Annotated in this window: 10 protein-coding genes and 1 pseudogene; 3 read left to right on the top strand and 8 right to left on the bottom strand. The window is 71.0% G+C overall.

Annotation, left to right across the window (positions count from 1 at the left end; translation table 11 throughout):
- Window positions 1-184: 184 nt before the first annotated feature.
- Together ACFVUH_RS20000 and ACFVUH_RS20005 are read right to left on the bottom strand one after the other, a co-directional pair.
- The gene (locus ACFVUH_RS20000) at window positions 185-1465 is read right to left on the bottom strand and encodes an MFS transporter (protein ID WP_387914645.1); all 1281 of its coding nucleotides are present in this window, start codon (window positions 1463-1465) and stop codon (window positions 185-187) included.
- A 167-nt stretch (window positions 1466-1632) separates the two neighbouring features.
- A complete protein-coding gene (locus ACFVUH_RS20005; RefSeq protein WP_387914646.1) occupies window positions 1633-2616 on the bottom strand; it encodes a GlxA family transcriptional regulator in 984 nt (327 codons plus the stop codon).
- A 124-nt stretch (window positions 2617-2740) separates the two neighbouring features.
- Between ACFVUH_RS20005 and ACFVUH_RS20010 the strand changes: the two genes are divergently transcribed.
- Window positions 2741-3274 (top strand): hypothetical protein, encoded by a 534-nt coding sequence (locus tag ACFVUH_RS20010; protein WP_387914648.1) that lies wholly within the window; start codon window positions 2741-2743, stop codon window positions 3272-3274.
- A 143-nt stretch (window positions 3275-3417) separates the two neighbouring features.
- Entirely contained in the window at window positions 3418-3711 is a 294-nt protein-coding gene (locus ACFVUH_RS20015) for a hypothetical protein (protein ID WP_355368507.1), read from the top strand.
- A 54-nt stretch (window positions 3712-3765) separates the two neighbouring features.
- On the opposite strand, the gene ACFVUH_RS20020 is transcribed toward ACFVUH_RS20015, so the two are convergent.
- From ACFVUH_RS20020 to ACFVUH_RS20045, 6 genes and pseudogenes are all read right to left on the bottom strand, one after another.
- Window positions 3766-4272, bottom strand: a complete 507-nt coding sequence (locus ACFVUH_RS20020; protein WP_387914650.1) for a cupin domain-containing protein — start codon at window positions 4270-4272, stop codon at window positions 3766-3768.
- A 203-nt stretch (window positions 4273-4475) separates the two neighbouring features.
- Window positions 4476-5849: a glutamate--tRNA ligase gene (gltX, locus tag ACFVUH_RS20025; RefSeq protein ID WP_387914703.1), complete on the bottom strand. Its 1374-nt coding sequence runs from the start codon at window positions 5847-5849 to the stop codon at window positions 4476-4478.
- Between the two features lie 137 nt (window positions 5850-5986).
- Window positions 5987-6376: pseudogene (locus ACFVUH_RS20030) on the bottom strand (hypothetical protein); the annotation flags it as partial.
- A gap of 27 nt (window positions 6377-6403) precedes the next feature.
- On the bottom strand, window positions 6404-7057 hold the full coding sequence (locus ACFVUH_RS20035; RefSeq protein WP_387914652.1) for an SLATT domain-containing protein: 654 nt from the start codon (window positions 7055-7057) through the stop codon (window positions 6404-6406).
- A gap of 12 nt (window positions 7058-7069) precedes the next feature.
- Entirely contained in the window at window positions 7070-10123 is a 3054-nt protein-coding gene (locus tag ACFVUH_RS20040) for an ATP-binding protein (protein WP_387914653.1), read from the bottom strand.
- A gap of 88 nt (window positions 10124-10211) precedes the next feature.
- On the bottom strand, window positions 10212-11177 hold the full coding sequence (locus ACFVUH_RS20045) for a GlxA family transcriptional regulator (protein WP_387914655.1): 966 nt from the start codon (window positions 11175-11177) through the stop codon (window positions 10212-10214).
- Between the two features lie 101 nt (window positions 11178-11278).
- On the opposite strand from ACFVUH_RS20045, the gene ACFVUH_RS20050 reads away from it, so the two are divergent.
- Window positions 11279-11902 carry a cysteine hydrolase family protein gene (locus tag ACFVUH_RS20050; RefSeq protein ID WP_387914657.1) on the top strand — a complete coding sequence of 208 codons (624 nt, stop codon included), beginning with the start codon at window positions 11279-11281 and terminating at the stop codon, window positions 11900-11902.
- Window positions 11903-11980 lie beyond the last annotated feature (78 nt).

Raw genomic sequence — 11980 nt, forward strand, 5'->3', positions numbered from 1 at the left:
GTTCCCCCCAACGAGCGACACCGCCCGACCTCCCCACCACCTCGGGGCCGCCAAGCGTCCTTCCACGACCGGGAAGCACCGCCCCTGGCTGGACCACCCCGGCACCGCCCCTGCCCTGAACCCGCGGAACCGGACGGGCCCGGCCGCCCGGAGATTCCGCGCGGCCGGATCAGCCCTCGCCGGTTCAGCGAGCCGGTGAGCCGGCGAGGGCCGCGCCGGTGTGCTGCTCGTCGGCGATGCCGATGGTGCCGTCGGGGAGGCGCTGGACCGAGCGCACGCCGGGAAGCAGGTTCAGCAGCACGCAGGGTGTGCCGATGAGGGCGGCGGCGGCCAGCAGGGTCGTCCGCATCCCGAGGAACTCGGCGGCCGGAGCGGCGGCGGCGTAGCCGGCGGGCATGGCGATCAACGAGATCATCCAGTCCAGCGCGCTGACGCGGGCCTGTATCTCCTCGGGGAAGAGCTGCTGCTGCGTCGTCGTCAGGACCTCGCCGATGAGCGCGGTCATGGCGAAGGCCACGGCCACGCCGAGGGCGATGGCGAAGAGCGGGGCGGGGGGAGCGAGCAGGGCCAGCGGCAGGATGCCGAGCAGTGCGGCCGCGTTCGCGGTGACCAACGGGCGGCGCGGCCGGTAGCTCAGCGCGGCCAACCCGCCGACGAGGGAGCCCACCGCGCCGGTGGCCACGATCACGCTCCAGGCGGTCGCTCCGCCGTGGCCGCGCTCCATCACGACCGGGCCCAGGACGAAGAAGAACGCTATCGCGAAGTTCCACACGCCCCAGCAGAGCAGGTTGGCCAGGTACCAGCGGCGCTGGGCCACCGCCGACCAGCCGTCGCGCAGGTCCGCGAAGAAGCGCTGCCGCTCGGACCGCTGCACCGGCCTGCGCAGGTCCATCCGGGCGAGCAGCGCGAAGCTCAGCAGGAAGCTGAGGGAGTTGACGAGGATCGCGGCACCCGGTGTGGCGACCGCGAGCAGCAGCGCGGCGAGGGCCGGGCCGAGCACCTTGGTGGTGCTGTCGGTGAGGCCGAGCAGGGCGTTCGCCGGTTGCAGCTGCCCGGCACCGACGATCTCGGGCACGACGGCCCTGGAGGCCGGCGTGAAGAAGGCGAAGGCCATGCCGGCGACCGTGTAGGTGACGGCGAACTGCCAGACCGCCGCTTGATGCAGGAACACCATCACGGCGAGCAGGCCGTAACAGACCGCCTGGACGGCGTCGGCCACCATCAGCACGAGCTTGCGGGACAGCCGGTCCGCCCAGACCCCTCCCACCGGCAGCATCGCCACCTGGCCGACCGCCTGACAGGTCAGCACCGTCCCGACGTCCAGGGTGCTGCCGCCCGAGCGCAGGATGGCGAAGACCACTGTCACCGGCATCAGGGCATTGCCCACGGCGGAGATGCTGCGCGCGGTCCACAGGAGTCGGTAGGGACGCTCTCGCAGGGTGCTCAACGAGTTCGGCATCGGCATGGCAACCCTCCTTGCTGAGTGATGGAGTTTCGCGAACCGTCAAAGGCCCGCGGGGAATCGACGGGCCGCAACTGCCGGCCGTCTGCCGCCCGGCGTCACCGCCAAAGGTCTCCGGGCAGGGGGCACCGCCGTCCCGCGGCCGCGGCACGGAATCGGTGGGAAGGGCGTCAAACAGTCATGCGGAATCGCCGCCGGTAGGCTCCGGGCGTCGTACCGACCCGCTTGCGCAGTGCTCGGTGAAGCGTCTGCACCGAGCCGAGCCCGCACGAGACGGCCACCCGTTCCAAGGGCTGGTCGGTGCCCTCCAGGAGGTGGCGGGCCGCTTCCACCCGTGCGGCCTCGACGTAGGCGCCCGGGGTGGTCCCGGTCTCCTGGCGGAAGACTCGCGCGAAGTGGCGCTCGCTCAGGCACATCCGTGCGGCCAGAGCGGCGGTGGACAGGTCGCCGCTCAAGTGGTCGACGATGAACATCCGCAGGTCGTCGATGTCCCGGCGGGTCGCGGGCGGCCGACTCAGCGGGACCGAGAACTGACTCTGGCCGCCCGGGCGCCTGAGGTACAGGACCAGTTGCCGGGCCACCGCCAGTGCGACGTCCTCACCCAGGTCCTCGGCGACCAGCGCCAGGGCCAGGTCCATGCAGGAACTGATCCCCGCACCGGTCCAGACGTTGCCGCAGCGTACGAAGATCGGGTCGGGGTCGACGGTGATCTCGGGATGGGCGTCCGCCAACTGCGCCGCGGTCGACCAGTGCGTCGCCACCGTCCTTCCGTCGAGCAGCCCGGCGGCGGCCAGCAGGTGCGCCCCCGTGCACACCGACACGACCCGTCGGGCCAGCGGCGCGACCCGGGCGACCCACGCCACCACGTCGCCGTCCACCCGGGCGACCTGGCCGCCGGGGTCGGCCTCGACCGCCCCGGGGACCAGCAGCGTGTCCAACGCCCCGTCCACCTCGTCGAAGGACCGGTCCGCGACCAGCCGCAGCCCCGCCGACGTGGTCACCTCGCCGCGCTCCCGGGCCGCGAGCTCGACCCGGTAGCCCGCGGCGCCCCCGGTCTCCCGGTTGGTCAGCGCGAAGACCTCGGCCGGACCGGTGACGTCGAGAAGGTCGACGTCCGGGAAGACCGCGATGACGACGCGGCGGATGCTGGGCATGCGTCCATCCTGACCCGCTGGATTCGGTGGTGGCAATGACGGTCTGCTGCCACATTCGGACATGGCCGTCCGTCAGGCGTGGTGTACTTCTTCGGTCGCCCAACTGCTCCAGGAGGCAATGGTGTTGCGTGGCAGGCCGCCGAAGGGCTTCCGCATCCCCACCGACCGGGAGACGGCGCTGGCGTTCGGTGAGCCGGTGGCCGTGCTGCGGGACGCGCCCGCCGAGTGGGTCGTCACCGTGGGACGGCAGGGCGTCAACGGCTTCGTGTACCGGATCGACGTCGGCTACCACCTTCCGGGCGGCGAACCGGTGGCCACGGTGTCGACCGTCCGGTCGTCGCCCGAGCACCCGCAGCTGCCGCAACACCTCGACCCGACCGAGGAGTTGCACACCTTCCTCGCCAACAGTGACCGGCCGGCCGAGGCCGTCGGCCGGGTCCCCTACCTCAGCCGGGACGCGCGGCTCGGCCCCCTGCGGATCCCCGTGCACGTCCACCACCGCCAGGACTGCTTCGGCACCCGCCTCCCCAGGTTCCCCCACGAGACCGGCTGCATCGTGGTGACCGGGCTGACGGCGCACTGGCCCGTGCTGTCCGCGCTCGTCCTGCGCGAGCCCGCCGACTTCCCGGACACCCACCTCCTCGACCGACAGCCGTAGCCCACCGGACGTCGCGCCCGTCGCGCCCATTCGAACGCATCCGCATCGCCCGCTCGGCGCGCGCGGATTGCGGCCACTCCCACCGGCGGAGAAGTTGGGTTCCGGGGCATCCACGCCCCGAAACCCACCCCCCAGGAGTCACCATGCGACGTCTCACGGCTGTACTCGGCACCCTGGCCGCGGCCGGGACGATGGCCCTCGCCATGCCCACCACCGCCCTCGCCGCCACCGGGAAACTCGTCATCGCGCCCGATACGGTCATCACGAACCCGAGCGGCTGCTACAACTCGACGATCGTTCCGCTCATCGTGTTCAACGAGACCGACGGGTTCGCCCTCGTGTACAGCGGTCCGAATTGCACCGGCAACGTGATCGCGGTCGTTCCCCCCGGCGGCGGCACGACCCAGGAGTTCGGCTCCTCCGTCTACATCAAGTAGGACCCGCCGCGCAGGAAGTCGGCCGCTCCGACTTCCTGCGCAACAGCGCCGGCCTCACGCACCGGCACCGGCCGCCGCCTCCAGGGTGGCGCGCCAGAGCGGGCTGTCCACGTAGTGGTTGTCGTACAGCTCGGAGGAGTCCTTGATCTCCTGCGGGCTCGCCTCGCCCCGCATCACCCGGCCGAGCAGGCGCAGGTAGTCGAAGCGCGGCATGCCCGGGGTGAAGACGAACAGGACGTCGGCCTCGGAGCCGGGGGCGGCGGCGAAGGCGTGCGGGGTGTGCGGCGGGACGAGCAGGAAGTCGCCGGCGCCGAGCAGTTCGACCTTCTCGTCCAGCAGGACCTGGAGCGAGCCGCCGATCACGAAGAACAGCTCGGAGGCCCGGGTGTGGAAGTGGGCCGGGGCGCCGGCCGCGCCCTTGGCGAAGGTGGAGCGGTAGCTGGTGATCGGGCTGCCGTCGGTGCCGCAGTCGGCGAGCAGGGTCATCACGCTGCTCGGGTCGCTGGTGGTCTCGGCGGTGGCGGCGCGGGTCAGCAGCGGCTTCGGCGGTGCGGCGTTCACGGTGGTCTCCCCGGTCTCGGGCGGTCCCGGCTCCCCTGCCGCGACCTTGTGATGATCACTCTAGGGACTCGATCGACTGGCCCCGAGGTGCATTTTCTGCTCGAAATCACGGGTCAATTTCCTGGGTGGCCGGGGCCGAGGACGCCCGAGGGCCGCACCCCGCAGCAGCGGAGTACGGCCCTCGGAAAGCGTTGCCGTGCGCGTCAGGCGGCCAGGCGCTCCGCCGCCGCGTCCAGGCGGGCCAGGGTCCGCTCGCGGCCCAGCACCTCCAGCGACTCGAACAGCGGCAGGCCCACCGTGCGGCCGGTGACCGCGACCCGGATCGGCGCCTGCGCCTTGCCCAGCTTCAGCCCGTGCTCGGCGGCCACGGCCTCCAGCTCCTCCTTCAGCGCGGCGGCCTGCCAGGCCTCCAGCACGGCGAGCTTCTCCCGGGCGGTGCCCAGCAGGGCCAGCGCGACGTCCTTGTTCTTCATCGCCTTCGCCCACGACTGCTCGTCCTGGACCGGCTCGGCCAGGAACAGGAAGTCGACCTGCTCGACGATCTCGCTCAGCACCGCGATCCGGGACTGCGCGAGCGGCGCCAGCTCGGCGTAGGCCGCGGCGTCGAAGGCCTCGGCCGGCCACGGCGCCCGGTCGGCGGCCAGGTACGGCGCGGTCGCGTCGATGAACGCGTCCACCGACAGCGCGCGGATGTACTCGCCGTTGAACGAGCGCAGCTTCTGCACGTCGAAGAAGGCGGAGGCGGCGTTCACCTCCGAGATCCGGAACAGCTGCTCCAGCTCGGCGTACGGGCGGATCTCGACGTCGTCCTTCGGGCCCCAGCCCAGCAGCATCAGGTAGTTCACCATCGCCTCGGGCAGGTAGCCCTCGGTCAGGTAGTCCTCCAGCGCCACCTTGTCACGGCGCTTGGACAGCTTCTGCCGCTTCTCGTTGACGATCACCGGCAGGTGCGCCCAGACCGGCGGGACGGCGCCGAGCGCCTCCCACAGCAGCTGCTGCTTCGGGGTGTTCGACAGGTGCTCCTCGCCGCGGATGACCTCCGTGACGCCCTGCTCCAGGTCGTCGACCACGTTGGCCAGCAGGAACACCGGGCTGCCGTCGCCGCGGGCGATGACGAAGTCCTCGATCGCGGAGTTCGGGAAGGCCGGCTCGCCGCGGATGAGGTCCACCACGACGGTGGTGCCCTCGTCCGGGGTGCGGAAGCGCAGCGCGCGGCCCTCGGCGTACTCCAGGCCCCGCTCGCGGCAGAAGCCGTCGTAGCCGGTCTGGGCGGAGCCGGAACGCTCGGCGGCCTGCTCGCGGGTGCAGTCGCAGTAGTAGGCCCGGCCGGCCGCGTACAGCTTCTCGGCGGCGGCACGGTGGCTGTCGGCGTTGGCGGACTGGAAGTACGGGCCCTCGAAGCCCGGGTCTCCCTCGTGGATGCCGATCGCGGCGAGGGCACTGATGATGCCGTCGGTCCACTCGGGCTTGTTGCGGGCTGCGTCGGTGTCCTCGATCCGCAGGACGAAGACACCGCCCTGCTGTCGTGCCGTCGCCCAGTTGTAGAGCGCCGAGCGGGCACCGCCGACGTGGAACATGCCGGTGGGGCTCGGAGCGAAACGGACGCGGACGGGACGGGCTACCTCGGTCATGAAACCCAAGGGTATCGGGCCGGAGCGGGGTGCCCGGCACCCGCACCCCCGCCCCGCGCCCGCCCCGCGCCCGCTGCGGGGGCCTACCCGGCGTCCAGGCTGATCGCGTTCTTCGCCCGCTCGACCGACTCCTCGGCCGCCGGGCCGCCGGGGTTCTCGGTGGCGAGTGCCTGGCTGAGGGCGACGAACGGGCGCATCCGTCGCTCGTAGCGCGCGAAGGCGGCGCGGTGGTCCGGCCCCGCGGCGAGTTCGTCGGCGAGGACGTAGGCACCGACCAGGGCGAGGCCGGTGCCCTGGCCGGAGAGCGGGGAGGCGCAGTGGGCGGCGTCGCCGTCGCGCTGCCAGAGCTGCCGGTCCTCCAGGCCGAGGAAGTTGTCGGCGGAGAAGACCGCGAGGTGGGTGCCGAGCGGTCGCCGGAACTCCTCCTCCGGGCCGAAGGCCAGTCGGCGCACGCGCGCGTGGAGGCCGTCGGCCCGCATCGACGCCGCCACCGCCGACCGCTAGCGCGACGTCTGCGAGGGCAGCGCCGGCACCGCCCCCGACTCCAACTGCACCAGGTGGCTCTGGAACTCGGCCACCCACATCATCGTCTCGTTCTCCACCACCAACGCGAACTCATCCACGAACCGCGACAGCTCCTGGGCCGCGGCCGCGAACCCCTCCTGACCGGGATCGGCCGCGAACCGCGCCTCGATCCTCGGCCAGGCCGCTTGGAACCGCACCAGCTGCCGGTTCAGCGCCATCGCCGTCGACACGTACCGCATCCACGCGGACGAGTAGCCGTACACCCGGTCCATCGCCACGAAGCACGCACCGATCCCGATCAGCCCGTACCCCCAGATCGACTCCCCCGCCCACCCCATCCCCACCGCCACCACCGGCGTCACCGTCCCCCCGGCGATGCTGAGCACCGCCGCCACCCGCAGGAACTTCGACCAGCGCGCCTTGGACACCTTCTCCTTGGTGTACCAGTTGATCGACTCGACCGCGTACGCCTCCACCCACAGGTACAACTCCCGCAGCCCGACCCGCAGATCCGCCGCGTTCGACAGATCCGGCAGCCGCACCGCCCGCAGATCCCCCGCCGCCGTGACGCGGGGGTCGGCCCGCCCCGCCATCCGGTCGTCCGCCGGGTCCCCGGCCGTGTTCACCATCGCCACCCCCTGCTAACGCTGCCACTTCCGGGTGTCGAAGAACTCGACAGCATCCGCGCCGGACCGCGAGATCGCGGCGAACCTTCCCCAGTCGACCAGGTCCGCCAGTCCGAGCCTCTGCAGCTTCTCCTCCAGCTCCGCGACGGAGGCCGCCTTCCGGCTGGAGAACGAATCGCGAGGCATCCGCTGCGAGATCAGCCAGCTCAGCAGCTCAAGGCGGACCGTCTGACCGGGATCGATCGAGTCCACCATGTCCTGCCACGGGTGGCCGGGCAGCAGGTACCGAGCGGTGCCCGCGATGAAACCACGCATCCCGGCCGGGAATCCGTGCTCCGCCACCTCGCCCAGGGGGATTCTCACCAGCACCGCCGGCCTGATCGGATACCACTCGTCCTCCCGGTTGATCACCTCCAGGCGGGGCGCCGTAAGGTGATGCGGCGACCAGCGCGGCTTCCTCGCCGTCCCCGCCTTCCTGGTCCAGCCGATCACGCAGGCCCGGTTGTCGAAGTCTCCGGAGACCGATTCGATCTCCCAGTCGGCCAGGAACATCGCATCGATCTGGTCGTTCACGCCGAGGCGGGTGCAGAGGACCGGTGTTCCCGGGGAATTCGCCGCCTTGGGCGGCATGCCGAGAGCGGCGACGACGGACTCCCGGGTACCTCCGGGAAACTCGCGCAGAAGGTACTCCACGTGCTCGGTCACCGCGCTCTCCACGGTCTCGATCCGGTCGAGAAGGCGCAGGTCGCCGACGGCGGCCGACTTCCGGACGCCGCCCTCCTCCACCAGGAAGTAGGGGATCTCGTACAGCGCGTCCCTGAGCGCGGACGTCATGACGGGCGTATTGACCCGCATCAACGGGTTCGAGATGAACGCCGCCTCCTGCGTCGCCCAGGTGATCGAATGGTTGCGGTCCGTCTCCAACAGCCTGACCTCTTCGATCACGTGGTCGCAGTAGGCCGAGAAACAGGTCCGGATGAAGTCCGCGTACTCCGGCGTCGACTCCAGGGAGGACCGGGCGACATCCGTCCGCGGCGCCGAGGCCCCGAAACTGTTGGACATGGCGACGATCGGCCCGATTCCGGTGAATCCCGGCGTGACGTCCTCCACCCTGACGCCCGCCACGCAGACCCCGACGATCGGAACCTCTCGGAAGTCCCGGCTGATGCCCGATTCCGAGTCCGGAATCAGGAAGGTCCACTCCCGGAAGTGCTCGTTCCACCGGATGGCAAAGGCGATCGACATGTTCGGGTAGTGGCGCTCGACCACCCGGATGGCATCGGTGTCCAGCATCAGCGCGTGCGCGGGTTTCGACCGGACGAGCGCCGCCTTCAGTGCCTCGCCGATCGACCGGTGCCCGATGACCGTGTCTTCCCCGCCGTTCCCCTCCCGCACGACGACCTCGCACTCGGGAAGCACCACGAAGTGCCGCGCCGTCTGCACCACGCTTCCGATTTCGGCGCTCGGCCGGAGCGTCAGCCGGACGATGGTCCCGTGGGCCCGGATCCGCTCGGGAACGTCCTGGATCTTGTCGAGGGTGCGGACCAGGTACTGCCCGTGGACCGACCGCAGTGACAGCTGCCGGGCCTTCTCCTCCTCCGGGTGGCAGGTGATGATCTCGACCTGGTCGGCCACCATGAAGGTCGAGAGCACACCGATGCCGAACCGGCTGATGGGGTTGAAGTCGGGGTTGCGCTTCCGGAACTCAGGGTCCTGGTAGAGGCTGGAGCAGGCCCGCAGCAGGTTGTTCTCGATGACGCTCTGCGTCATGCCCGTGCCGTTGTCGCAGATCTCCAAGGTCCGCGCGGCACTGTCCCAGTGGACCTCGACCCTGCCGAACTCGGGCGACCGCGCACCGTGCTTGAGCCGCACGGCGTCGATCGAGTTCTGGAGGAGTTCCCGCAGAACGACGTTGGTGTCGTTGTAGAGCGTGTGGCCGGTGAGGAGGTCCAGCACCTTCTGCTGGTCGATGGTGAACTGGAAGGGTTCCTTGAGGAAGCCCCTCGCCACCACCCGCGTCGTGTCGATGGCCCGCCAGGGGAAGAGGTACTTCGACCCCAGCCTGTCGTTGGAGCGCTGGGCCCATTCGTGGCTCAGCCTCAGCTGCTGCGCGGCGTACTTCAGGTAGGAGGTCAGGGCGAAGTACCCGTTCGCGTCGGTGAAGGTGGCGTAGACCTCGATGGTGTCCCGCGGTGCGCCGTCCGAAGGGACCCCGTCCTTGTCCACCCCCTTCTTGGCGACGACGGCCTTGACCGCGGCCTGCTTGGACCACTCGTTCTGGCTGATCGGATCAGCCGGATTGAAGACCCGGAAGGCCACCGACGGGGTCCGGTCGCTCGTGATGTGCAGGAGGTCGACGGACCGGAGCAGGATCGCCGCGAACTGGACATTGGCCCGCTCGCGTTCGGAGGACCCGTAGTACCAGTCGACGGGGTACTTGGCGACGTCGTAGAGGTCGTCGAGGTGGTGGCTCTCGCACACCTTGCCGAGGTCCTCCCGGAACACCGGGTCGAGCTGTCGCAGGAGGCTCTCCACCTCCTTGACCACCGCGTCCGCCACCCCGAGGTTCGGCTTGGCGTCCCCCTCGATCCACTTCCGCACCCGCGCGGCGTGGTGGTGGCGCACGAACTCCTGGTAGAGGAACTTCTCCCGTTCCTCCGCACCCAGCACGTTCAGCCGCGCCAGGTAGTCCCGGCCGTCGGGGTCCGAGGCGTTGAGGGCCTCCTGCCGGAACTGCGGGAAGTCCGACTCCTCCCGGCGCTGGTACTCGCTCTTGGTGACCAGCATGCCCAGGTCGTGGAAGTAGACCGCGAGCACGACCAGCAGCCAGTCCGCCGGCGTCATCGCCTCGCGGGTCTTCGCCGTGACCAGCCAGTCGAGCTTGCCGAGCATCGCGTCGATGTGCGAGATGTCGTGCTTGGTGTACTCGTCGAAGAAGCCGAAGCTGCCGATCTTCCCGAGGAGTTCCCCCAGGTCCTTCCTGGTCTGCGCCAGGCTGAGCCCACCGAAGGCCGGCAGGTCACAGGCCTCGCTCGCGTACCGTTCGGCTTCCGAAGGAAAGACGTTCAATCCAACTCCCAGGACTTCGGGTCGGCTGAATGGTAGCGCCACCCGGCTGCGACAGTAGGAAGTTTGACGGATCACCAGACCGGACTCATCACCCCACGTCCCGCCCCCGGAACGTCCGCCGGTACTCCCTCGGCGGCACGCCCAGGCGGGCGGTGAAGGGCGGGCGCAGGGAGACGGCGGAGGAGAAGCCGCAGCGGGTGGCGACCGTGTCGACGGGGAGGTCGGTGTCCTCCAGCAGGCGCTGAGCGGTGAGGATGCGCTGGTCGAGGAGCCAGCGCAGCGGGGTCGTGCCGGTGCCGGCGGCGAAGTGGCGGGCGAAGGTGCGTTCGGACATGACGGCGAGGGCGGCCATCCGGCGCACGGTCCAGGGGGTGTCCAGGGCGGCCAGCACCTCGGTGCGGACGCGGGCGAGCGGGTCGTCGCCCACCGGCGTGGGCTCCGGGACCGGGGAGGGGATGAACTGGGCCTGCCCGCCGGAGCGGAAGGGTGCGGTGACCATGGCGCGGGCGATGGCCGCGGCCGCGCGTTCGCCGTGGGCGGCGCGGACCAGGTGCAGGCAGAGGTCGATGCCGGCCGCCACCCCGGCGGAGGTCCAGAGCCGGTCCTCGCCGGTGAACAGCACCTCGGGGTGGACGTCCACGGCCGGGAAGCGGCGGGCCAGGAGGTCGGTGAACGCCCAGTGGGTGGTGGCGGCGCGGCCGTCGAGGAGGCCGGTCTCGGCGAGCAGGAAGGAGCCCGCGCAGAGCGAGGCGAGGGTGACGCCGTGCTCGTGGGCGGCACGCAGCGCGGCGACGACGGCGGGGTCGACGGGCTCGTCGGGCCGCTGCATGCCGGGCACGACGACCAGGTCGCAGTCGGCGAGCGCATCCAGCCCGGAGTCCGGGACGCGCTCCAGCCCGCCGGCGAACCGGACCCGGGCGCCCTCCGGTCCGCAGATCCGCAGCTCGAACGCGGGCAGGCCGGGGCGGCTCTCCCGGTTCGCCCAGACCTCGCCGATCACGGCGTAGTCGAAGGGCCGGACACCGTCGAAGATCACGCATCCCACCGTCCGCATGGGCGGAATCGTAGTGGCAGGATCCGTCGTGGCAGGATCGTATCGATGGGCGGCTCCACTGCCGCTCACAGCGGAGCCCGGGCCCGCCGCAGCATGGACGCATGACGAACACCAGCGCCCTCGACGCCCCGCTCACCATCGACTCCGACGCCGTCCTGGTCGTCATCGACGTCCAGAAGGGCTTCGAGGACCACACGTTCTGGGGCGAGCGCGACAACCCCGGGGCCGAGCGGCGGATCGGCGAGCTGATCGAGGTGTGGCAGGCCACCGGACGGCCGGTCGTGACCGTGCAGCACGCCTCCCCGGCCGGTCCGCTCGCGACGGGCACGCCCGGGTACGAGCTGAAGGACTTCGTGGCGGCGATCACGCCGGACCTGCACATCACCAAGACCGTGAACAGCGCCTTCTACGGCACCCCGGACCTGCACGCCTGGCTCCAGGAGCGGGGTGCCCGGCAGGTGGTGATCACCGGGATCATCACCAACGTCTGCAACGAGACCACGGCACGGATGGCGGGCAACCTCGGCTACGACACGGTCTTCCCGCTCGACGCCATGCACGCCTTCGACCTGACCGGCCCGGACGGCGTGACCGTCCCGGCCGCCGAACTCACCCGCGCCACCGGGGCGGTGCTGCACGCGATGCGGTTCGCCAAGGTGGTGACCACCGAGGCGGTGGTCACGGCGGCCAAGACCGGCGAGCCGGCCACCGTCAGCTGGTCCTGACCGGGTCCGGTGACGGTTGACGGCGCCCGCCGGGACGACGGCCGGCCGTCCCCGCGCACCGGGAAGGGTGCGCGGGGA

Source organism: Kitasatospora sp. NPDC058032 (assembly GCF_042885845.1).
In the GTDB taxonomy this organism is placed as follows: Bacteria; Actinomycetota; Actinomycetes; order Streptomycetales; family Streptomycetaceae; genus Kitasatospora.